This is a genomic window from Nonomuraea longicatena, assembly GCF_039525605.1.
GTDB lineage: Bacteria > Actinomycetota > Actinomycetes > Streptosporangiales > Streptosporangiaceae > Nonomuraea > Nonomuraea longicatena.
This window is the reverse complement of record NZ_BAAAHQ010000025.1, coordinates 13,976-36,300: the sequence shown is the minus strand read 5'-3', so window position 1 is coordinate 36,300 and position 22,325 is coordinate 13,976. Positions and strand designations below refer to the sequence as shown.

The following is a 22,325-nucleotide window of genomic DNA, read 5'->3' as shown; positions in this document are numbered from 1 at the left end:
TCCTCCACCCGCAGGAGCGGGCCTCCTCCAAGTGGCCGCCGGATCCCTTCCGGTGGCCGCGCGATCCGCCCTGCGGACCGATCCGCCACCCGGGTCGCAATACCTAACTTTTCCGGCATGTCCAATGATTCCGCCCTGTTCCTCGGTCAGTTTCTCCGCTCTCCCGCCACGATCGGCGCGCTCGCGCCGTCGTCGCGGCGGCTGGCGGAGGCCGTCAGCCGCCCGATCCCCGAGCGCGGCGAGCCCGTGGTGGTCGAGCTCGGACCGGGCACCGGCCCGTTCACGGCCGAGATCCAGCGCAGGCTGAACGGCAGGGGCCACCATCTGGCCGTCGAGCTGAACGCGCCGCTCGCGACGCTGCTGGCGCGGCGCTACCCGGGAGTGGACGTGGTACTGGGGGACGCCGCCCGGCTGCCGGGGCTGCTCGTCGAGCGCGGCCTCGGCCGGGCGGACGTGGTGGTAAGCGGGCTGCCTTGGGCGGCCTTCCCCTCCGACCTGCAGCGGCAGCTCATGGACGCGGTGACGACGGCGATGGGGGCAGGCGCGGTCTTCACCACGTTCTCCTACGTCCACGCGATCCCGCTGGGCGCGGCCCGGCGGTTCAGGGCGCTGCTGGCCGAGCGGTTCGAGGAGGTCGTGCCGGGCCGTACGGTGTGGCGGAACGCGCCGCCCGCCTTCGTCTTCCACGCGCGCAGACCTCGACCCTGAACAGAACTAACTTCTACGATGGCTCGATGGACTTCACCCTTCCGGACAGCGCGCTGGCGGTCCAGCGCGGTGTGGGCGCCGTCTGCGCCCGCTACGACATGGACTACTGGCAGCGGTGCGAAACCGACAAACGCTGGCCGGAGGAGGCGTGGCGGGACCTCGCGGCGGGCGGCTGGCTCGGCTTGGCCGTCCCGGAGGAGTACGGCGGCGGCGGGCAGGGACTGCTGGAGCTGACCGTCGCGACCGAGACGCTGTCGGCCTCGGGGGCCGCGGGCGGCTCGGCCTTCACCTACGTGCTCACGCCGGGGTTCGGCGCCCTCACCGTCGCCAGGCACGGCACGCCCGAGCAGAAGCGGCGGTTACTGCCCGCTCTGGCCACCGGCGAGATCGAGACGTGCTTCGCGCTGACCGAGCCGGACGCCGGGTCGAACTCGCTGGCCATCACCACCAGGGCGCGCAGGGACGGCGGCGACTTCGTGGTCGACGGCCAGAAGGTGTGGATCACCGGGGTGCAGCGGGCGTCCTGGATGCTGCTGGTGACCAGGACGATCCCGGCGGCCGAGGCCCGGCCGCGCACGAACGGGCTGACGGTGCTGCTGGTGGACGTCAAGGAGGCGGTGGCGGCCGGCACCCTGTCGTACCGGCCGATCCCCAAGATGGGAGCCAACACCACCCCGTCCAACACGGTGTTCTTCGACGGCCTGCGGGTACCGGCCGAGAACGTGCTCGGCGAGGTCGACCGGGGCGCGCTGGTGCTGTGGGACATCCTCAACCCCGAGCGCGTGCTGCTGGGCGCCGCCGCGCTCGGGGGCGCGGAGGTGGCGCTGCGCGTCGGCGTCGCCTACGCGAAGGAGCGGGAGGTGTTCGGCCGGCCGATCGGCGCCAACCAGTCCATCGCCTTCCCGCTGGCCCGGGTCAAGGCCCAGATCGAGCTGGCCAGGCTGATGCTGTACAAGGCGGCCTGGTCCTTCGACCGGCATCTGCCGTGCGGCACCGAGGCCAACATCGCCAAGCTGGCCGCCTCGCAGGCGGCGTGGGAGGCGGCGGACGCGGCCTTCCAGACGCACGGCGGCATGGCGTACTCGCTGGAGTATCCCGTGGCCCGGCTGCTCACCGACGCGCGCATCGGCAAGATCGCCCCGGTGACGGAGGAACTGCTGCTCAACCACCTGGCCACGCAGGTGCTGGGGCTGCCGCGCAGCTTCTAGAAGCGGGGCGGGCGCTTCTCGCGCAGGGCCCTGACGCCCTCCTGGACGTCGGGGCCGGTGAAGCCCAGGAACTCCATGGCGAGGGAGGCGTCGAAGGTCGGCCCGGCCAGGCGCAGCCAGTTGTTCAGCGACAGCTTGGTCAGCCGCAGCGCCTCCTGCGGCCCCTCGGCCAGCCGGACGGCGAGGCCCAGGGCGGTCTCGTGGACGCGGTCGTCGTCGACGCACAGGCTCACCAGGCCCATGCGCTCGGCGTCCGCGCCGGTCACCGGCTCGCACAGCAGCAGGTGGTACTTGGCCTTGGCCATGCCGCACAGCAGCGGCCAGATGATCGCGGCGTGGTCGCCGGCGGCGACGCCGAGCCTGGTGTGGCCGTCGATGATGCGCGCGGTGCGGCCGGCGACCGAGATGTCGGCCAGCAGCGCGACCGCGAGCCCGGCGCCGACGGCCGGACCCTGGATGGCGGAGACGACCGGTTTGCCGCACTCGACGAGGTTGCGGACGATGTCGCGGGCCTCGGCGAAGACGCGCATGCGGGTGGCGTGGTCGCGGGTCATCTCCTCGATCATCGACAGGTCGCCGCCCGCCGAGAACGCCTCGCCCTCGCCCCTGACCACGACGGCGCGCACGGACGGGTCGCGGTCGACGTCGCGCCAGATCTCGGCGAGCTCGCGGTGGCCGGTGGCGTCGACGGCGTTGAGCCTGCGCGGCGCGCTGATCGTGATGCGCAGCACCCCCTCCGACGGGGTGTCGGTCTTCAGCCGCTCGTACGTCACAGCGCCTCCGCCAGCCGGGCCGCGATGTACTCCCTGGCCTCGATCGCCTGGTCGAACAGGCCGGGCAGGCCGAAGAAGCCGTGGACCGCGCCGTCGAAGCGGCGCCGCTCGACCGGCACCCCGGCCGAGGCGAGCCGCTCGGCGTAGCGCTCGGCCTCGTCACGCAGCACGTCGCACTCGGCGGTGACGACCGTGGCGGGGGCCAGCCCCTCGCAGGAGGGCAGGCGCAACGGCGACAGCAGTGGGTCCTCGGGGGCGGCGCCCTTGGCGTACTGCTCGAAGAACCAGGACATCTCGGCGGCGTCGAGCCCGAAGCCGCGCGCGAACTCCGTGTAGCTCGGGGTGTCGCCGGCGGCGTCGAGGACCGGGTAGACGAGCACCTGGTGGGCCAGGGCGAGCCCGGCGTCGCGGGCCTGGAAGGCGGCGACGGCGGCGAGGTTGCCGCCCGCGCTGTCGCCGATGACGGCCACGCGGCCGTTGCCCTGGTAGAAGGCGGGACGGGCGAACACGTCGCGGACGACGGCCCAGGCGTCGTCGGCGGCGGCGGGGAAGGGGTGCTCGGGCGCGAGCCGGTAGTCGACGGACACGACCACGGCGCCGGTGCGCAGGGCGAGGTCGCGGCCGACGGCGTCGTTGCGCTTGACGCTGCCGAAGACGAAGCCGCCCCCGTGGAAGTAGACGAGCACGGGCAGCGCGTCCTCGCCCCGGTCGGCGCGGTAGATGCGGATCGGCACGCCCTCGGCGCTCTCGTCGCGCACGGACGGCAGGTGGGTGAGCGGGCCGCGCTCGGCGGCGAACCCGTCGGTGGCGCGCATCGCCCGGATCGCCGCCAGGTCGAGCGTGCCCGGATCGACTCCGAGGTCGGACGGGTGATTCGCGACGTGGTCTCGTGCCTGGGGGTGCAGCGGCATGGTCGGCAGCCTAGCGGGCCGCCTCCAGGAACGCATCGAACAGCGGGAACTCCTGTCCGCGTTCCGGGTGCCATTGCACGCCGACGCCGAAGGGGTGCCCCTGGAGCTCGACGCCCTCGACGATCTGATCGTCCGCCCAGGCGACGGCCAGCAGGCCGGAGCCGAGGCGGCGCACGGACTGGGTGTGCGGCGCGACGGCCTCGACGCGGTCGCCGACGGCCTTGCCGAGCCTGCTGGAGACGCTCACCTGGATCACGTGGGGCTCCTGGCGGGCGTGCCTGTCGTGGTCGAGGACGTCGGGCAGCCACGGGATGAGCGAGCCGCCCTGCGCCACGTTGAGCACGTGCATGCCGCGCGCGACGGCGAGGATCGGCACGCCGGCCTCGACGGCGGCGCGGGCCAGCGCGATCTCGAAGCGGTCGCGGTGGTCCTGCGCCTCGGGGACGCGGGCCTCCGGCTGCTCGCCGTAGGTTCCCGCGCCGACCTCCGCGCCCCCGGCGAGCACGATGCCCCGCAGCCCGCTCACGTAGTCGCGGGCGGCGTACGGGCTCATCGGGGGCAGGATGACGGGCGCGCCGCCCGCGCGGGCCACCGCCTTGGCGTAGGCGGGCGGCGACAGGACCGCCTCCCTGATCCAGTCGCCCCAGCGGGCGGCCTCCAGGTAGGCGGTGATGCCGATGAGCGGTCGGGACATGCCATCCTCCAGGGGGACCGGGCGGCCGGGCGTGGCCATAGCCATCATGGCCCAGTGGGTTTCGGTTGTGCCGGTTCTCACGGAGATCCCGTACGCCGGATCTGTCCGGATGTCTTCGGGTACGGCGGCGGGCGGCCCACGGTGCGGCGTCGCGGCGGGGACCTGTGGCGGCGAGGGGCGCCCTGGAGGCCCTCGGCGGGGCGGGCGGCGGCGTGGGTGTGGCTGGGCCGTGAAGGCTGTGGGGGTGTGTGCGGCCGGAAGCGAGGCCGCACGCGAGAGGGGCGGCCGTGAGAAGGCCCCGCCCTCGGGCGGGGCCGGGGGTCAGCGGGCGGTCAGGTGGACGGGCAGTTCGGCGGCGGAGTTCGAGAACAGCGACGGGACCGGCGGCAGATCGGCCCGCGCCAGGCGCAGCTCCGGGTAGCGGGCGAACAGCGCGGGCAGCGCGATGCCCGCCTCCAGGCGGGCCAGCCCGGCGCCGAGGCACACGTGCGGCCCCCCGCCGAAGGCCAGGTGCCTGCGCTGCTCACGGGTGATGTCGAAGCGGTGCGCGTCGTCGCCGTGCCGGCCGGGGTCGCGCCCCACCCCGCTGTAGGGCGCGAGGATCGCCTCCCCCGCCGGGATCGTCACCCCGGCTATGGTGAGGTCCTCCAGCGGGTAGCGGGCCAGGAAGTTGCCGATCGGCGCGTCCCAGCGCAGCGTCTCCTCCACGACCGCCGCCCACGTGTCGGCGTCCCCCGCCAGCGCCAGGTCGCGCTGGTCCGGGTGGGTGAGCAGGGCGCGCACCGCGTTGACGATCAGGCTCAGCGTCGTCTCGTGCCCGGCGGCCAGCATCAGCCAGATCGTCCCGGCGAGCTCCTCGTCGGTCAGCCGCTCCGGGTCGTCGACCTGGGCGGCGATGAGCGCGCTGGTCAGGTCGTCCCCCGGAGCCGCGTGCTTGGCCGCCACCAGCCTGCCCAGCAGCAGGTGGATGTCACGCTGGGTGCGCAGCACCTCCTCGGGCGCCGTCGTGGAGCGGAAGATGCTGTCGACGAGCGCGCGCAGTTCCTCCCGCTCCTCCTCAGGCACCCCCACCAGCTCGCAGATCACCCGCATCGGCACCGGGTAGGCGAAGTGCGCGCGCAGGTCCACGCCGCCGTCGGCGGCCGCGTGGCCGGGCAGTTCGTCCAGCAGACCGGCCACGATGCGCTCCAGCCGGGGCCGCAGGCCCTGCACCCGGCGCGGCGTGAGCGTCTGGGTGACGAACTTGCGCAGCCGGTGGTGTTCGCGTCCGTCGGCCGTGACCATGTTGGTGACCTTGACCATGCCGACGAGCGGCCAGTCGTCGGCGATCTCGCCTCGGCGGATCGCCGCCCAGTTGTGCCAGTCCTTGCTGACCCTGCGGTCGGCCACCAGCTCGGCCAGCAGGTCGTGGCGGGTGACGGCCCAGGCGCGTACGCCGCCGGGCAGCTCGACGCGGACCACCGGGCCCGCCTCGCGCAGCCTTTCGGCCTCGCCGTGGTGATCGGATCCGGTGGGGTCGAGGGGGATGACGTCCATGCAGCGGGCTCCCTACTCATTGATCTCCGAACAGCACCGGGAGCGCCGCCGGGCAGCGCGTCCACGGTGACGGGTGGGGGACGAGCTCGGCGGCGTTCACCGCGAGCCGTACGTCGGGGAGCAGGTGCAGCGCCGTCTCGACCGCGGTGCGGGTGATGAGCCGGGCGGGGACCGGAGCGGGGCAGGCGTGCGGCCCCGCGCTCCAGGCCAGGTGGGCGCGGTTGCCGAGTTCGAGCACGCCGTCGCCGGTGTGCACCTTCGGGTCGGCGTTGGCCGCGGCCAGCCCGAGCACCAGCGCGTCGCCCATGGCGATGCGGCGGCCGCCGAGCTCGGTGTCGCGCAGGGCGTACCTGGCGGGCATGTTCGTCATCGGCGGGTCCCGCCACAGGACCTCGTCGAGCGCGTCGTCGACGCCGAGCCGCCCGCCGCGCACGCGTCCGGCGAACCTCGGGTCGGTCAGCATCAGGCGCAGCGTCTGGGAGATCCACGTGGTGGTCGTCTCCTGCGCCGCCGAGATCATCACCACCATCGACTGCAGCACCTCGGGGTCGCCGCGCAGGTCGTGGTGACGCAGGAACCTGGTGGTCAGGTCGTCGGCCGGGGCCTGCTTCCTGGCGTTCATGATGCAGCCGAGGATCTCCTCGAAGCGGCGGTTGCCGGCCTGGGAGTCCTCGGCGCTGCCGAACAGCGCCCGCAGCGCCGCCAGCAGTTCGTGGCCCTGGCCGACGTCGAGGCCGAACAGGTCGGCCAGCGCCAGCATCGGCACGACCGCCGCGTACTCCCCCATCAGGTCGGCGCTGCCCCGGTCGCGAAAGCCCGCGATGAGGTCGGCGCACATGGTCTCGACCGAGCGGCGCATGCGCCGCTGGTCGATGGCGGCGACCCCGTCGTCCAGGGGACGGCGCAGCCTGCGGTGCTCCGCCCCGTCGGCGCCGATCACGTTGGGGCGCCAGAACATCATCGGGCCGAGGCCCGAGTCCGGCGGCACCACGCCCTCCTGGAACAGCCGCCAGTTCCGGGCGTCGCGGCTGTACAGCTTCTCCTGGCGGGTGATGGTGAGGATCTCCTGGTAGCCCATGACGAGCCAGGCTCCGACGCCGGGTTCCAGTTCCACCCAGGCGAGGTCGCCCCACTGGCGGCGCAGGTCTTCGTAGAGCGTCGTGGCGTGCAGGGGGGTGGTCATGCGCTTACTTTCCGGAAGGCGTGGTCGACGAGCGTGATGAGGCAGTCCATCGAGGAGGTGCGGCTTCTGGCGTCGCACTCCACGATGGGGGTGTCCGGGCGCAGGTCGAGCGCCTCGCGCAGGTCGCTCTCGCTGTACCGCCGCGAGTCGGGGAAGAGGTTGACGGCCACGGCGAAGGGCAGGTCGCCCCGCACCTCAAGCTGGTCGAGGACCTCGAAGCTGCCTTCGAGGCGGCGGGTGTCGATGAGCACCAGCGCGCCGACCGCCCCCTCGGCGAGCCCGGCCCAAAGGTCCCAGAACCGCTGCTGGCCGGGGGTGCCGAACAGGTACAGGGCGGTGTAGGGGCTGAGCGTGATGCGGCCGAAGTCCATCGCCACCGTGGTGGTGGCCTTGCCCTCCAGCCCGGCGAGGTCGTCGACGCCGACGCTGGCCTGCGTCATCGTCTCCTCCGTACGCAGGGGCTCGATCTCGCTGACCGAGCCGATCAGTGTGGTCTTGCCGACCCCGAAGTCGCCGACCACCAGGATTTTCACCGATTCCTGCACGGTGTCGGGCAGGTAGCGGTCAGCGGAGTCTGCGGAGCCCATCCAGCACCTCCTTGAGCATGTCCTGGGACGGTCGTGGGACCTCGGGTATGCGGGAGCGGGCGAGCAGGTGGCCGGAGTCGACGAGGTCGGAGGCGAGGATCGTCGCCACGCTGAGCGGCAGCTCCAGGTGGGCGGCGGCTTCGGCCAGCGACAGCAGCCTGCGGCACATGCGCAGCAGGGCGCGCTCCTGGCGGCTGGCCGAGACCGGCAGCGGCTTGGCCGTGTCGGCCGCGACGAGCAGCGTGTCCAGGCCGATGGTGTTGCGCGATGGCCGCGCCCTGCCCTGGGTGAGGACGTACGGGCGGACGGCGCTGTCGTGATACTCGCCCTGCCCCGTCATGCCCTGCGGGCCGGGGTGCTGAAGTTCCGCTCGCCGATCTTGATGACCTGCGCCTGCATCTGCTGGGCGATGAGACGCGGGTCCACGACGGGCTCGGTGATCACCACCAGGTGGGAGCCCGTGCCCGCCGCTCGGGCGAACAGATAGCCGCCCTCGAAGCCCACCATCAACTCCTTGACGGCGCCGCCGTCGCTGCCGAACTCGCGTCCGACGCTCTGGGCCAGCGACTGCAGGCCGGAGCAGGCGGCCGACAGGCGGTCGGCGACGTCTCTCGGCGTCTCCTGCGAGCGGGCCTTCAGCAGCCCGTCCGAGCTGAGTACGACGACGTGCCTGACACCGGGAACCCAGACGACCTCGGCGATCATCCAGTCCTGGTCTTGCTGCATCCGTTCCTCCGTCATCGTTCGGGGTCGTCGCCTGGGTCCGTGTCGGCGTCCTGGTCGAAGAAGGCGGCCATCCACGCGCCCGCCTGCTCAGGGGTGGCCCCGGTGTTGGGCCCGGTGCCGGGCCCGGTGCCGGTCGTCGCGGCCCCACGGGGTTCGTCCGGTGGGGCCTCGCCGCGCCGCGAGCGGCGGCGCGGCAGCAGGTCGCCGGTGTCGAGCGAGCGCGGCTCCGGGCTGTCCTGCTCGGGTACGGGTGTCCTGGTCCGCGCGGGCGGCGGCAGCGGGACGGGTTCGAGGGTCTCGACCACCTCGGACGGCACCAGCACCACGGCCCGCACTCCGCCGTAGGGCGAGGGCAGCAGGTCGGCGAGGAAGCCGTGCCTGCGCACGTAGTGGCCGATGACGGCGAGACCGGTCTGGGGGATCTCCCCGACGTCGCCGACGCCGACGGGCCGCCGGCCCGAGACGATCTCGCGGGCCTGTTCGAGGTGGTGCTCGTCCATGCCGACGCCGCCGTCGTCGATCTCGATGACGGCGCCGCGCTGCACGTTGCGCACGGCGACGAGCACCGAGGTCGCGGGCGGCGAGGACTGGGTGGCGTTGGCCAGCAGTTCGGCGACCAGGTGGATGAGCGGCTCGACCACCTTGGCGGCGGCCGCGGTGTCGGGGTCGCCGGAGACCTCGACGCGTTTGTAGGCGACGATGCGGGAGGCGGCGGCACGCACGACGTCGACGAGCGCGAGCGGCTTGGGCCACTGCTGGCCCGGCCACTCGCCGCACAGCACGGCGAGGCTCTGCGCGTGCCTGCCCTGCTGGGCGGCGGCGTGGTCGACCTGCATGCTGGCCTCCAGCACGTCGGGGTTGCCCGCGTGGCGTTCGGCCATGAGCGAGACGGTCTCCTGGATGCGGTGGGCCGAGGTCTGCACACGGCGGGCCAGCGCGATCACCGCCAGGCGCAGCGACTCCTGGCGTTCGCGGTCCTCCTTGGCGGCTTCGGCGACCGCGTCGAGGACGTGTTCCAGAGCGACGGCCGCGTCCTCGTCCAGGGCGTTGCTCTGGAACGGCGCGGGCACCGCGCTATCGGTCCTGACGGCGGGGATGCGCTCCTCCACCAGGTGCCTGACGGCCTCGTCGAGGGCGGCCGCGCGGGTGGCCAGGTGGTTGTTCCACTGGGAGTTGCGCTGCTGGAGGTGGTTCTGGAACTCGTTCTCGCGCTGCTGGGCGGCCCGCTCGCGGCTCGTCAGCGCCTGCCGTACGGCCTGCTGGTCGGATCGCAGGGCGAGCAGGGCCAGCATGCCCACGAGCGCGGCGACGCCCGCCGCGACGGGCAGCCATGCCGCGCCGGTCAGGGCGGCGGCGAAGGCGAGGAGGGCGGCTGCGACGGGCAGGGCGAGACTGACGGGCCAGAGCCACTGCGCCTGCTGGGGCGCGCGAGGGGAAGCCATTGCGACCTTTGGGGTGGGGGACGGAGGGCGTGGCCGACCTGCGGGTGCCGCGCTGTTGGCTGCAGCCGGACCGAACACCAAGATCCGATTATTCCGACTTCACACGCGTAGTCAATCCGACACGCGTTTACCGTCAGAAATATAACAAAGATGCAGTTTGCCCTGTTTTGTCCCGAAAAATCGGGATCTGGGCGGTTCGGGGAGTCTCATCGGGTAAGGCGGCCAGCCCGTTCGGGGAATACGAAAATGATTAATCTTCACCTTCCATATCCGAAAGAAAGCCACCGAATGCGGAAAATAACGTTCTCGTTACGGATAGTTGCGATCCCCGCATTATTGAGGTGAAACGGTGGTGGCGCCGGGGCTGCGGTGCCACACTCACAACCGAGCGACCGACCGGGCCGGGGTTTCGGCGGACGCTCGTCACCCGGAATGTCAGGGAGGTGGATGGAAACGCCCGGAAAAGAGTTCCGGGCCATAGACGGGACCGGCTAAATGACATTGAATCCGCGCCTTGTCAAGGAGAGCTTCTCCCACGTCGAACCGGTGGCCGACAAGGCCGCCGCCTACTTCTACGGCCGGCTGTTCGCCGGCAACCCCCACCTGCGGGGCCTGTTCCCGCCGTCCATGGACCTCCAGCGCGATCGGCTCTTCCGCGCCCTCACCCGCGTCGTGTGGAGCCTCGACAGCCCGGAGAGCATGGCCGCCTACCTGGGGCAACTCGGCCGCGACCACCGCAAGTACGGGGTGGTCGCGGAGCACTACGCCGCGATCGGCGACGCGCTCGTGGCCACGGTCAGGTGCTTCGCCGCCGAGGTCTGGACCGAGGAGGTCGAGGCCGCCTGGACGGCGGCGTACGCGGCCGCGTCCAAGATGATGACCGAGGCGGCCGACGACGACGCCGGGGTCTCGCCCGCGTGGTGGCTGGCGGAGGTCGTCGGCCACGAGGAGCGGGGGCCCGCCATCGCCGTCGTCACGCTCCGGCCGTCGCAGCCGCTGCCGTACACGGCGGGCCAGTACGTGAACGTGCAGACCGCCCGCTGGCCGCGCGTGTGGCGCGCCTACTCCGTCGCCAACGCCCCGCGCACGGACAACACCCTCCGGCTGCACGTGCGCGGGATACCCGGCGGCTGGGTCTCGACGGCGCTGCTGCGGCACACGCGCGTCGGCGACACGGTCATGCTGGGGCCGCCCATGGGCACGATGACCGCGCCGCAGGACGGCGAGCGCGACCTGCTGTGCGTCGCGGGCGGCACCGGGCTGGCGCCGATCAAGGCGATCATCGAGCAGGTGATCGCCTCGCCGCGCCGTCCGAACATCCACCTGCTCTACGGCGCGCGCACCGGCGCCGAGCTCTACGACCTGCCGGACCTGCTGCGCATGCAGTCGGAGTTCCCCTGGCTGCGGGTGCTGCCGGTGGTCTCCGACGAGCCCGGGTGGGAGGGCATGCGCGGCAGCCTGCCGGAGGCGACGCAGCGCTTCCACTCCTGGGCGGACCACGACGTGTTCGTGTGCGGGCCGGATCCCATGGTCGCGGAGACGGTCCACCGCCTCCAGGCCGGTGGCGTGCCCCCGGAGCGCATCCACCGCGACACGGCGGTCTCCGGGTACTGAGGGTTCGGGGCACGCCGGGCACGCCCTTGCCTGCCTGGGCGTGCCCGGGACCGCGCCCATGCCCTCCGGAAGCGTTACCGGAAGGCGGCGGCCGTCTCCGCGTCGGCCGGCCACAGGGTCTCGATGGCGAGTTCGGAGACCGTCACGTCCAGTGGCGAGCCGAACGTCGCGATGGTCGTGAACATCGACAGGACGCGCTCGCCCACGCGGACGCGCAGCGGCAGCAGGATGTCGCCGGGGCCGGGCACGTGGGCCACGTTGAGTTCCACGCCGGGGTACTCGTAGGACATCAGCTCTTCGAGCAGTTCGGCCAGGCGGGGCTCGCCCGAGCTCTCGGCGTGCCTGCGCAGCCGGTGCACCAGGTGGGCGCGCACCTCGGCGAGGTTGACCAGGTTCGCGGCCATGCCCTCGGGGTGCAGCGTCATGCGCAGCACGTTCGGCCGCTCCCCCTTGAGCTCCGGCGCGATGCCGCCGAAGAACGCCTCGGCGGCCGCGTTGGCCGCCACCAGGTCCCAGGCCACGTCGACCACCACCGCCGGGTAGGGGTTGTGCGCCGCCAGGATGCGGTCGATCGCCTCGCGGACGATCCCCATCTCCGGCGAGCCCACCCCCCGTTCGCGGAAGACGGGGGCGTAACCGGCCGCGATCAGCATCCGGTTGCGGTGGCGCAACGGCACCTCGAGTTCCTCGGACAGTTTCATCACCATGTCGCGGCTGGGGCGGGCCCGCCCGGTCTCAAGGAAGCTGATGTGCCGGGCCGACACCTCGGCCTCGATCCCGAGGTCCAGCTGGCTCACCCGGCGTCGTTGCCGCCAGGATCGCAGCAGGTCCCCGAACGACTCCTCGCGCATTGCCACTACAGCTCCCATAGGAGGAAATTTACCCAGTTCAGGGGACTCGTTCGATTACCTGACAGGTAAGCAACCGACCTTCGTGACATATCCCGCACTCGGCGGGCGGGAGCGGCCACGGCGTGACACGATGACCGGGACACGCGTAGGCAGGCGAAGGGAGCACGCGATGAGTGGGGCCGTACTCTCGATCGACACCCGAGGCGACGGCGCCGCCGGGCCCGCACCCGGGGCGGGCGCACCGGCGGCGGGGCGCTAGACGATGGCCAGACCCGTCACCATGGTCGTGTTCGTGCTTCCCAGCGTCTTCCAGCGGTGGGTGAGCGGGCAGAGCGAGGTCAAGGTCTTCGCGGTCGGCTCCGACCCGCACACGCCGCCCACCCTGGGCGCGGCCCTCGACACGCTGCGGCGCATCCATCCCACGCTGGAGGAGCGGCTGCGCGACGAGTACGGCCGCATCCGCCGCCACATCAACATGATCGTGTGCGGTGAGGACGGCCAGGGGCTGGGGCGGCTCGACTGCGAGCTGCCCCCGGGCGCGGAGGTCTACGTGCTGCCCGCCCTCTGAGGCGGCCGGCTACACCTTGCGCCAGCCGGGCACCCAGGCGCCGTCCTCGACGACGTAGTCGCCGAACAGCGCCGGGGCCTCCTTCACCATGAGCTCACCGATCCGCTGGAACAGCAGGCGGATCTCCTCCTCCGCGCCGAGCGCCGTGCGCGCCTCGATCGTGTGGCGCAGCGTGCGGACGTTGGCCGTCCAGACCAGGCCCGTGGCCAAGCCCTCCGGCGCGAAACGCCGCATGAAAGAGGTGCGGTGCTTCTTCTCCGAGAACGGCACGCCCTCCTCGTCCAGCCCGAAGTGCCCGGCCATCCAGCCCTGGAAGCGCTCCATCTCCTCCAGCAGCGCCGTCGCCCGCTCCATCAGCTCGGGGTCCTGCCGCGCCCACTCGGGGAACCAGAACGGCAGCTCGGTCAGGCGCACGAAACGCAGCGACTCCTGCGAGATGGCGACGCCGGGGCGGTGCCGTACGAGTTCGTGGGTGAGCACCCGCGAGACGTTGTGGAGCACGAAGCTGAAGCTGACGTGTTCGAGCACCGAGCCGTGCGCGCTGGCCAGGATGTTGCGCAGGTAGGTGTCCTGGTCCTTGCGGATGCGGACCACGTTGGGGTTGAGACCGGGCTCGAAGGAGCGATAGCACAGGCGGCCGGCGAACTCGGCGAGGTTCTGCGCGTCGAGATCGCCCCGGTCGAGCCGCTCCAGCCACGTCTCGCCCCCGACCTCGGCCAGGTAGCGGGCCAGCTCGTCGTAGTCCAGTTCGGGACGGGCGACGACGAAGACCTCAGGTTCGACAGCGTGCACGGGTGCCCCCGCTTTCACCTCGGCGTTGGTGGACCGCCCCAGCAAACCAGATGATCAGGGGGCCACGCGCCCGTTGGCGACGAAGGCGGCGTGGGTCAGCGGCATCAGCTCGGCCCAGACGACCTCCATGCGCTCGGCGACCATCTCGATCTCGCGCTGCGGGAAGGACGGAACCGCGGCGTCCTCGCTCTTGGTGCGCAGCGACAGGAAGTGCATGAGCGCGCGGGCGTTGCACGTGGCGTACATGGAGGAGAACAGGCCGACGGGCAGGACGGCGCGGGCCACCTCGCGGGCGATGCCCGCCTCAAGCATCTCCTGGTAGGCGGCGTAGGAATGACGGTAGGACTCGGCCATGGTCTGCTCGACCAGCCGGTGCTGCTCAGGAGTGCCCTCGGTGAAGACGTACCGGCCGGGTTTGCCCTCCTGCACGAGCCTGCGGCCCGCGCCCGGGATGTAGAAGACGGGCTGCAGTTCGCGGTAGCGGCCGGACTCCTCGTTGTAGGACCAGACCCGGTGACGGTGGAACTCGCGGAAGACGAAGATCGGCGCACTGACGAAGAAGGTCATCGAGGTGTGCTCGAACGGACTGCCGTGGCGGTCGCGCATCAGGTAGTTGATCAGACCGGCGGAGCGTTCCGGGTCCGTGCCGACCTCCTCCAGGGACTGCTCCCCCGCCGTGGACACCCGGGCCGCCCAGAGCACATCGGTGTCCGACGCGCTGTGTTTGACCAGCTCGACCGTCACATCATCCAGAAATCGCACCGGGCCATCGTACGGCGCGCCATGACCGAACCCCACGTCGGAGCGGGTTTGCGCGTGCTAGCATCGAAGCATGCGACTTCCTCTGCAGCTGCAGTGGTGGCGCCGCTCGTAGGCGGCGCCGGATCTCGCATTCCTCAAACGGACGGCCGCCCCGGTTGGCGGCCGTTGCCATGTCCGCCCCCGGGGCTCATTCACCTGACAAGGGGCAGCCAGTGGAGACCAGCGGATACACCACCGCGGGTGGCATCGGCGTCGAACGCCAGACCCGCGAGGTGCCGGAAGCGGCCCTCGAGGAGATCGTGACCGCGCTCGGGGAGCGGCGCGGCGGCGCCTTCTCCTCGGGCATGGACTACCCGGGCCGCTACAGCCGATGGGCCTTCGGCTACGTGGATCCGTGTCTGGAACTGGTCGCCAAGGGCCGGCGCATCAGCGCGACAGCGCTCAACGCGCGCGGCAGGGTGGTGCTGCCCGCCGTGGCCTCGTGCCTGCTCGCGGCGGGCAAGCCGGTGACGGAGCCGACCCCGGAGCGGGTCGAGGTGTACGTCGCCGCCTCCGAGGACCTGGTGCCGGAGGAGATGCGCAGCCGCAAGCCGACGGTCTTCAGCGCGATCCGCGAGGTGATCGCGGCCTTTCGCGGCGAGGACCCCACCCTGGGCCTGTACGGCGCCTTCGGCTACGACCTGGCCTTCCAGTTCGAGCCGATCGAGCACCGGCTGGCCCGCCCCGACGACCAGCGCGACCTGGTGCTGCATCTGCCGGACCGGCTCGTGGTCATCGACCGCCAGCGTGAGACCTGCGTGGAGCACCGCTACGAGTTCACCGTCGACGGCACCACCACCGCCGGTCTGGAGCGCTCCGGCGAGACCGTACGGCCCGCCGCGCCCTCGCGGGTCCCCGCCGACCCGGAGCGCGGCACGTACGCACAGGTCGTCGCGGCGGCGAAGGAGAAGTTCAAGCGGGGCGACCTGTTCGAGGTGGTGCCCGGCCAGGTCTTCCACTCGACCTGCACCGACCCGCCCGCCTTCTACCGCAGCCTGCGGCAGTCGAACCCGGCGCCGTACGAGTTCATCATCAGCCTCGGCGAGGGCGAGCACCTGGTGGGGGCCTCGCCGGAGATGTACGTCCGGGTCAGCGGCGACCGGGTGGAGACCTGCCCCATCTCCGGCACGATCGCGCGCGGCGCCAACCCGGTCGAGGACGCCGAGGCGATCCGCACGCTGCTGTCCTCCGTGAAGGAGGAGTCCGAGCTGACCATGTGCACGGACGTCGACCGCAACGACAAGTCGCGCATCTGCGTGCCTGGCACCGTCAAGGTCATCGGCCGCCGCCAGATCGAGCTGTACTCCCGCCTGATCCACACGGTGGACCACATCGAGGGGCGGCTGCGGCCGGAGTTCGACGCCCTGGACGCGTTCCTGACGCACATGTGGGCGGTCACGGTCACCGGCGCGCCCAAGACGTGGGCGATGCAGTTCATCGAGGACCACGAGGCCACGACCCGCCGCTGGTACGGCGGCGCGATCGGCTTCATCGGCTTCGACGGCTCGATGAACACCGGCCTGACGCTGCGCACGGCGCAGATCAGGGACGGCGTGGCCGCGGTGCGCGCGGGCGCGACGCTGCTGTTCGACTCCGACCCGGAGGCCGAGGAGCGGGAGACCGAGTTGAAGGCGAGCGCGCTGCTCGGCGCGCTGGCGGCGGTCAACCGGCCGGAGAGCGTGCCGGAGCCGGTGGTACGCGAGCAGCCGGGTCTCGGCATGCGGGTGCTGCTGGTCGACCACGAGGACTCCTTCGTCAACACGCTGGCCGACTACTTCCGCCAGCAGGGCGCCGAGGTGACGACGCTGCGGCACGGCTTCCCGTCCGCGATGCTCGACGACCTCGCGCCCGACCTGGTGGTGCTGTCGCCCGGTCCCGGCTGGCCGTCGGACTTCGGCATGTCCGCCCTGCTCGACGAGGTGTACGCCCGAGGGCTGCCGGTCTTCGGCGTGTGCCTGGGCCTGCAGGCGATGGTCGAGCACGCGGGCGGCAGCCTCGAACTGCTCGACTACCCCGAGCACGGCAAGCGCGGGCGGGTGAGCAGGGAGGGGTCCGGCGCGCTGCTCGACGGGCTGCCCGAGGTGTTCACGGCGGCCCGCTACCACTCGCTGCACGCCAAGCGCGGCGGGGTGGCGGGGTTCGCGGCCACGGCGCAGACGCCCGACGGCAACGTGATGGCCATCGAGGACGTGGCCAACCGGCGCTTCGCCGTACAGTTCCATCCGGAGTCGATCCTGACGGCGGAGGGTGAGGCGGGCGCCCAGGTGATCGCCAACGTGCTGCGGCTGACGCGCCGCTGACCGGCCTGCGGAGAAGGGGGCGGCGCCCGGTGCCGTCCCCCTGGTCCCGGCCGGTGATGTGGAAAAGGCGCCACGCGAGGGGCGGTGGGGCAACTAGGCTCGCCCGCATGCTCCCCGTAGACCTGCCAGACTCGGTGCGCGAGGCGCTGCTGGCGCCGCTCGTCGATCATCACTGCCACGGGGTGAGCCGCGAGGACCTGGGCCGGGCGGCCTTCGAGTTGCTGATCACGGAGGGCAGCGCGCCGGCGCCGCCCGGCACGACCCACTTCGACACGCCCGTCGGGGCGGCGATCCGCCGCTGGTGCGCGCCGGTGCTCGGCCTGGAGGCGCACGCGCCCGCCGCGGTCTATCTGGCGCGGCGCTCGGAGCTGGGGGCTGCCGAGGTCAACCGGCGGCTGCTGGAGGCGGCCGGGATCGTGGCGTTCCTCGTCGACACCGGCCTGGAGGAGCCGGAGCTGCTGTCGGCGGCGGAGATGGGCAGGCACGGCGGGGCGGCGGCCGACGAGGTCGTCAGGATCGAGCAGATCGAGCAGGACGTCGCCGAGATCGCGGGCACGGCCGTCGAGTACGTCGCCGGCCTGGCGGAGGAACTGGCCGCGCGGGCGGCGCGGGCGGTGGGGCTGAAGACGATCATCGGTTACCGGTGCGGGCTCGACTTCGATCCGGCGCGGCCGAGCAGGGGCGCGGTGATCGCGGCGGCCGGGCGCCGCCTCGCCGAGCGCAGGGAGCGGCTGCGCGACCCGGTGCTGCTGCGCCACCTGCTGTGGACGGCCGTCGACGCGGTGCGCGAGCGGGGGCTGCCGCTGCAGTTCCACACCGGTTTCGGCGACACCGACCTCGACCTGCACCGGGTCGATCCGGCGCGGATGACGGGGCTGATCCGGGCCTTGCAGCCGATCGGGGTGCCGGTGATCCTGCTGCACTGTTACCCGTTCCACCGGCAGGCGGCCTATCTGGCGGCGGTGTTCCCGCACGTGTACGTGGACGTGGGGCTGGCGCTGACGTACACGGCGGCGGGGTCGTCGCGGGTGATGTCGGAGCTGCTGGAGCTGGTGCCGTTCCACAAGCAGTTGTTCTCCTCCGACTGCTACGGCGTCGCGGAGACCTGTCATCTGGGCTCGGTGTACTTCCGGCTCTCGCTGGGCTTCGCGCTGCGGGAGCGGCTGGAGGCGGGCGAGTGGACGGCCTCAGACGCGGCGCGGGTGGCCCATATGATCGGCTCGGGCAACGCGCGGCGCGTCTACCGGCTCTGACAGCCGCCCGGAAATCTCATTACCAGATTCACTCTTGCCAACCTGACTGTGTCGAATCACGCTCTCCACAAGGCTGTAAAGATCACTAGGAGCGCGTGTGTTACACACTCCCCATCGTCGCCGGCCGTTACTGGTCGGTGTCATCACGGCGTTGAGCCTGCTCGTCCCCACGGGCGTGGCGCAGGCGGCGCCCGTGCCCGAGAAGATCGACCAGGCGGTGCTGACCGACCTGAAGGGCGACGACAAGGCCACCTTCTGGGTACGGCTGAAGACCGAGGCGTCGCTGGCCGGGGCCCGCAGGGCCACCTCGAAGGAGACGAAGGCGGCCGAGGTCTTCCGGGCCAAGACCGAGCACGCCGACTCCTCGCAGGCGAACCTGCGCAAACTGCTGACCTCGCAGCGGGCGGAGTTCACGCCGTTCTGGATCGTCAACGCGGTCCAGGTCACCACGGGCGGCAAGCTCGCGAAGGAGATCGCGGCGCTGCCCGAGGTGGACTCCCTGCTACCGGTGCGCACGTACACGCTGCCCACGCCGGAGAAGGGCACGGCGGAGGCACGGACGGCGGCCGTCGAGTGGAACGTGGACCGGGTCGGCGCCCCTAGGGTCTGGGAGGAGCTGGGCAGCCGGGGCGAAGGCATCGTCGTCGGCCACATCGACACCGGCGCCGACCTCACCCATCCGGACATCTCGGCGCAGTACCGGGGGCGGGCCCCCGACGGCGGTCTCAGCCACGACTACAACTGGTTCGATCCGGCGCGGATCTGCCCGAGCGCGGCGCCGTGCGACAACAACGGCCACGGCACGCACGTGATGGGCACGATGGTCGGCGCGAACGGCATCGGCGTGGCGCCGGGCGCCAGGTGGATCGCGGCCAAGGGGTGCGAGACCAACTCCTGCTCCGAGCTGTCGCTGATCAGGGCGGGTGAGTGGATCGCGGCTCCGACGGACGTGAACGGCCGCAACCCGCGCCCCGACCTGGCTCCGGACGTCGTCAACAACTCGTGGGGCGGGCGCGGATTCGACCCCTGGTACAAGACGATCGTCGAGTCGTGGATCGCGGCCGGGATCTTCCCGATGTTCTCCAACGGCAACGAGGGGCCGGGCTGCAACACCAGCGGCTCGCCGGGTCAGTACCAGATCAGCTACAGCACCGGCGGATTCGACATCAACAACGCGCTGTACAACCGCTCCAGCAAGGGCACGGGCGAGAACGGCGAGATCAAGCCGAACCTCTCGGCGCCCGGCGTGAACGTGCGCTCGTCGGTGCCCGGCGGCTACGCCAGCTTCACCGGCACCTCGATGGCCAGCCCGCACGTGGCGGCCACGGTGGCGCTGCTGTGGTCGGCGGCGCCGAGCCTGGAGGGCGACATCGCGGCCACGCGGCCGCTCCTGGACGGCACCGCGATCGACGTGGCGGACACGAGTTGCGGCGGCACGGCGGCCGACAACAACGTGTGGGGCGAGGGGCGCCTGGACGCCCTGGCGGCGGTGCGGGCCGCGCCGCGCGACGGACTGGGCGCGGCAGGCGGCCGGGTGACCTCGGGCGGCCAGCCGGTCGAGCACGCGGAGCTGACGCTGACGGGGCCGCTGCGCCGTACCGTGTTCGCGGGCGCCGACGGCGCCTTCGCGGTGCCGAGGCTGCTGCCCGGCACGTACGAGGTGCGGGCCGCCCGCTACGGCTACGACACGGCGACGGCGAGCCTCACGGTGACGGCCGGGCAGACGGCCACCGCCGACCTGACGCTGACCCGGCAGCCCATGGGGACGGTGACCGGCACGGTGACGACGGCGGGCACGCCGGAGGCGGGCGCGGCGATCACCGCGTCGGGCACCCCGGTGCGGGCCGTGACGGGCGCCGACGGGCGGTACTCGATGACGCTGCCGAACGGTCAGTACACGCTGGAGGTGACGCCGCGCTCGCGATGCGCGTCGGCGGCGTCGCTGAGCCTGACGGTGAGCGGCGACCAGGTCAAGGACGTGGACCTGCCGCTGCGCACGGACAGCTTCGGTTACAGCTGCTCCAGCGGGACGCTGCCGTACGCGAGCGGCACCACGCGGCTGGCGCTGACCGGCGACGACGAGGCGGAGCAGGTGCAGTTGCCGTTCGCGTTCCCGTTCTACGGCACGCCGCAGGCACGGGCGTGGGTGACCACGAACGGGTACGTCTCGTTCGCGGCGGACCGGGTGACGGCGGCGACCAACGGCAGGCTGCCGAACAGCGCGGCGCCGAACAACGCGGCCTTCGCCTACTGGGACGACCTGCTGGTGGACGAGGAGGCGGGCGTGTACACGGCGACGACGGGCACGGCGCCGCGCCGGTCGTTCGTGATCGAGTGGCGGAACGTGACGTTCTACTCCGAGGCCGGCCAGCGGATCTCGTTCGCGATGGTGCTGGGCGAGGACGGCTCGGTGTCCTACCGCTACCGCGACGTCGACAGCGCCCGCGACCAGGGCACGAGTGCGACGGTCGGCGTGGAGAACGCGCGCGGCGACGACGCGCTGCAGTACTCGAACGACGAGCCCGCGCTGGCCGAGGGCCAGTCGCTGACGTTCGCGGCGACGCGGCACGGCCTGGTCACCGGTACGGTCTCCGACGCCAACGACAACCGCCCGATCGCGGGCGCCACCGTGAAGATCGGCGACGCGGCGGTGTTCACGACGACGGCCGACGGCACCTTCTACGGCCAGGTGCTGGCGGGCGACTACGCGATGGAGGTCTCGAAGGAGCACTACGGCACCTTCACGCAGCAGGTGACGCTCACGCCGGGCGCGCTGACCTCGGCGAGCACCTCACTGATCACCGGCGCGGTGAGCGCCTCGACCGGCGAGGTCGCGATCGTGCTGCCGACGGGCGCGACGCGCTCGCGGACGGTCGAGCTGACGAACCTGGGTTCCGCCGCGGCGTACACGCTGACCGGCGACGCCGACTGGATCACCGCGACGCCGGCGGCGGGCGACCTCGCGCGGGGTCAGCGGGTGAGCGTGAAGATCACGGCGAACAGCCAGGGCGTGCAGGCGGGCACGGCCCGCACGGGCAAGCTGACCGTGCGCTCCAACAGCGGCCGGCAGCCGGTGCTGGAGATCGCGGTGACGGTGGCGGTGCCCAAGCACCAGGTGGCGCTGGACGCGGGCGGCTCGAAGTCGTCGGTGGACACGCAGGGCGACGCATGGGCGGCCGACCAGAAGTACCGGGCGGGCGGCCACGGCTGGATCGCCAACCGCAACCGCACGCACGCGACCACCAGGACGATCGCGGGCACGGCAGAGCAGTCGTTGTACCGCTCGGCCAGGGAGGACGCGCTGGAGTACCGCTTCGACGCGGTGCCGAACGGCACGTACACGGTGGAGCTGGGCTTCGCCGACACGCGCTCGACCGGGTTCGGGCGGCGGGTCTTCGATGTGATCATCGAGGGCCAGCTGGCCGTACCGGCGCTCGACCTGGCCCTGGAGGCGGGCACGTTCACGGCGGTGGACAAGCAGTACACCGTCAAGGTGACCGACGGTCAGCTGAACGTGCGTCTGGCCAAGCGCACGGGTGACACGATCGTGAACGCGATCCGGATCTCCGAGCGGCCGGACAAGTAGGCCCTTCAGCGCAGCGGTGTCAGCCCCGGTCGTTTGGGGCTGACACCGTCGCCGGAGGAGCGGCCGTGCAGCCGCCTGCTGATCCACGGGTACAGGTGGTTCTTGGCCCAGCGCAGGTCCTCGTAGCGGGCGTCGGTCCACATGGGCGGGCGGCGGTCCGGGTACGGCTGCCGCCAGTCCTCGGCGACGGGCAGGCCGAGGGTCTCGGCCGCGGCGAGGGCGACGCGGCGGTGGCCGTCGGAGTTGAGGTGCAGCCGGTCGGGGTTCCAGGCGCGCAGGTCGCGCAGCACCCGCATGGGCCACAGGTCCACGAGGTGGGCGTCGTGGCGGCGGGCGATGTCGTGGATGTGCAGGTTGTAGATCTCGATCTTGTGGTGCGCCATGCGCATGACGGGGACCTGCCTGAGGTCGAAGCCGGTGAAGAGCATCACCTGGGCGCCCGCCTCGCGCAGCCGTCTGACGCCCTGTTCGAGGCTGCGGGCGACCTGGGCGGGGCCGCTGCCCGGCCGCAGGATGTCGTTGCCGCCGGCGCAGAGGGAGACCAGGTCGGGCCGCATGGCGACGGCCTGCGGCACCTGTTCGGCCAGGACCTCGTCCATGAGCCGGCCGCGTACGGCGAGGTTGGCGTAGCGCAAGCCGGGCTGCCCGGCCTCGATGTGCTCGGCCAGCCGGTCGGCCCAGCCTCTGAAGCCGTGGTCGGCCGGGTCTTCCAGCCCTTCGGTGAAGCTGTCCCCCAGGGCGACGTATGAAGAGATTCGTCCCATGACCGGATAGTTTGCCAACTCCCGGTGT

General features: G+C 72.1%; 20 protein-coding genes. 7 read left to right on the top strand and 13 right to left on the bottom strand.

What is annotated here, in order from left to right:
- Window positions 1–117: 117 nt before the first annotated feature.
- Both ABD120_RS24420 and ABD120_RS24415 read left to right on the top strand, forming a co-directional pair.
- Complete coding sequence (locus ABD120_RS24420) at window positions 118–708, top strand: class I SAM-dependent methyltransferase (RefSeq protein WP_343952357.1); 591 nt, start codon at window positions 118–120, stop codon at window positions 706–708.
- Between the two features lie 26 nt (window positions 709–734).
- A complete protein-coding gene (locus ABD120_RS24415; RefSeq protein WP_343952356.1) occupies window positions 735–1,916 on the top strand; it encodes an acyl-CoA dehydrogenase family protein in 1,182 nt (393 codons plus the stop codon).
- Here ABD120_RS24415 and ABD120_RS24410 read toward each other — a convergent pair.
- From ABD120_RS24410 to ABD120_RS24370, 9 genes are all read right to left on the bottom strand, one after another.
- The gene (locus ABD120_RS24410; RefSeq protein ID WP_343952355.1) at window positions 1,913–2,689 is read right to left on the bottom strand and encodes an enoyl-CoA hydratase/isomerase family protein; all 777 of its coding nucleotides are present in this window, start codon (window positions 2,687–2,689) and stop codon (window positions 1,913–1,915) included. The two genes, ABD120_RS24415 and ABD120_RS24410, sit on opposite strands and share 4 nt — an antisense overlap.
- Window positions 2,686–3,600: an alpha/beta hydrolase gene (locus tag ABD120_RS24405; RefSeq protein ID WP_343952354.1), complete on the bottom strand. Its 915-nt coding sequence runs from the start codon at window positions 3,598–3,600 to the stop codon at window positions 2,686–2,688. The genes ABD120_RS24410 and ABD120_RS24405 overlap by 4 nt, the downstream gene beginning before the upstream one ends.
- 10 nt (window positions 3,601–3,610) lie before the next feature.
- On the bottom strand, window positions 3,611–4,294 hold the full coding sequence (locus tag ABD120_RS24400; RefSeq protein WP_343952353.1) for a gamma-glutamyl-gamma-aminobutyrate hydrolase family protein: 684 nt from the start codon (window positions 4,292–4,294) through the stop codon (window positions 3,611–3,613).
- A gap of 321 nt (window positions 4,295–4,615) precedes the next feature.
- The gene (locus tag ABD120_RS24395; protein WP_343952351.1) at window positions 4,616–5,830 is read right to left on the bottom strand and encodes a cytochrome P450 family protein; all 1,215 of its coding nucleotides are present in this window, start codon (window positions 5,828–5,830) and stop codon (window positions 4,616–4,618) included.
- Between the two features lie 16 nt (window positions 5,831–5,846).
- Window positions 5,847–7,013: a cytochrome P450 gene (locus ABD120_RS24390; protein ID WP_343952350.1), complete on the bottom strand. Its 1,167-nt coding sequence runs from the start codon at window positions 7,011–7,013 to the stop codon at window positions 5,847–5,849.
- Complete coding sequence (locus tag ABD120_RS24385; protein ID WP_343952349.1) at window positions 7,010–7,600, bottom strand: GTP-binding protein; 591 nt, start codon at window positions 7,598–7,600, stop codon at window positions 7,010–7,012. Before ABD120_RS24385 ends, ABD120_RS24390 begins: the two co-directional genes overlap by 4 nt.
- Complete coding sequence (locus ABD120_RS24380; protein ID WP_343952348.1) at window positions 7,578–7,940, bottom strand: DUF742 domain-containing protein; 363 nt, start codon at window positions 7,938–7,940, stop codon at window positions 7,578–7,580. The genes ABD120_RS24385 and ABD120_RS24380 overlap by 23 nt, the downstream gene beginning before the upstream one ends.
- A complete protein-coding gene (locus tag ABD120_RS24375; RefSeq protein ID WP_343952347.1) occupies window positions 7,937–8,326 on the bottom strand; it encodes a roadblock/LC7 domain-containing protein in 390 nt (129 codons plus the stop codon). Before ABD120_RS24375 ends, ABD120_RS24380 begins: the two co-directional genes overlap by 4 nt.
- Before the next feature lie 11 nt (window positions 8,327–8,337).
- Window positions 8,338–9,768 carry an ATP-binding protein gene (locus tag ABD120_RS24370; RefSeq protein WP_343952346.1) on the bottom strand — a complete coding sequence of 477 codons (1,431 nt, stop codon included), beginning with the start codon at window positions 9,766–9,768 and terminating at the stop codon, window positions 8,338–8,340.
- A gap of 495 nt (window positions 9,769–10,263) precedes the next feature.
- Here ABD120_RS24370 and ABD120_RS24365 point away from each other — a divergent pair, with 495 nt between their 5' ends.
- Window positions 10,264–11,382, top strand: coding sequence for a globin domain-containing protein (locus ABD120_RS24365; RefSeq protein WP_343952345.1), 1,119 nt, complete (start codon window positions 10,264–10,266; stop codon window positions 11,380–11,382).
- 74 nt (window positions 11,383–11,456) lie between these two features.
- Here the strand turns inward: ABD120_RS24365 and ABD120_RS24360 are convergent, their stop codons facing one another.
- Window positions 11,457–12,251: a helix-turn-helix domain-containing protein gene (locus ABD120_RS24360; protein WP_343952344.1), complete on the bottom strand. Its 795-nt coding sequence runs from the start codon at window positions 12,249–12,251 to the stop codon at window positions 11,457–11,459.
- Between the two features lie 244 nt (window positions 12,252–12,495).
- On the opposite strand from ABD120_RS24360, the gene ABD120_RS24355 reads away from it, so the two are divergent.
- A complete protein-coding gene (locus ABD120_RS24355) occupies window positions 12,496–12,801 on the top strand; it encodes a ubiquitin family protein (RefSeq protein WP_343952343.1) in 306 nt (101 codons plus the stop codon).
- Between the two features lie 9 nt (window positions 12,802–12,810).
- On the opposite strand, the gene thyX (ABD120_RS24350) is transcribed toward ABD120_RS24355, so the two are convergent.
- Both thyX (ABD120_RS24350) and thyX (ABD120_RS24345) read right to left on the bottom strand, forming a co-directional pair.
- Window positions 12,811–13,593: an FAD-dependent thymidylate synthase gene (gene thyX / locus ABD120_RS24350; RefSeq protein ID WP_343952342.1), complete on the bottom strand. Its 783-nt coding sequence runs from the start codon at window positions 13,591–13,593 to the stop codon at window positions 12,811–12,813.
- 54 nt (window positions 13,594–13,647) lie between these two features.
- Window positions 13,648–14,355 (bottom strand): FAD-dependent thymidylate synthase, encoded by a 708-nt coding sequence (thyX, locus tag ABD120_RS24345; protein WP_343952341.1) that lies wholly within the window; start codon window positions 14,353–14,355, stop codon window positions 13,648–13,650.
- Window positions 14,356–14,567: 212 nt separating this feature from the next.
- Here thyX (ABD120_RS24345) and ABD120_RS24340 point away from each other — a divergent pair, with 212 nt between their 5' ends.
- From ABD120_RS24340 to ABD120_RS24330, 3 genes are all read left to right on the top strand, one after another.
- The gene (locus ABD120_RS24340; protein ID WP_343952340.1) at window positions 14,568–16,694 is read left to right on the top strand and encodes an anthranilate synthase component I; all 2,127 of its coding nucleotides are present in this window, start codon (window positions 14,568–14,570) and stop codon (window positions 16,692–16,694) included.
- Between the two features lie 107 nt (window positions 16,695–16,801).
- The gene (locus tag ABD120_RS24335; RefSeq protein WP_343952339.1) at window positions 16,802–17,947 is read left to right on the top strand and encodes an amidohydrolase family protein; all 1,146 of its coding nucleotides are present in this window, start codon (window positions 16,802–16,804) and stop codon (window positions 17,945–17,947) included.
- Between the two features lie 151 nt (window positions 17,948–18,098).
- Window positions 18,099–21,533, top strand: a complete 3,435-nt coding sequence (locus tag ABD120_RS24330) for a S8 family serine peptidase (RefSeq protein ID WP_343952338.1) — start codon at window positions 18,099–18,101, stop codon at window positions 21,531–21,533.
- 5 nt (window positions 21,534–21,538) lie between these two features.
- Here the strand turns inward: ABD120_RS24330 and ABD120_RS24325 are convergent, their stop codons facing one another.
- On the bottom strand, window positions 21,539–22,297 hold the full coding sequence (locus ABD120_RS24325; protein WP_343952337.1) for an SGNH/GDSL hydrolase family protein: 759 nt from the start codon (window positions 22,295–22,297) through the stop codon (window positions 21,539–21,541).
- Window positions 22,298–22,325: the final 28 nt, after the last annotated feature.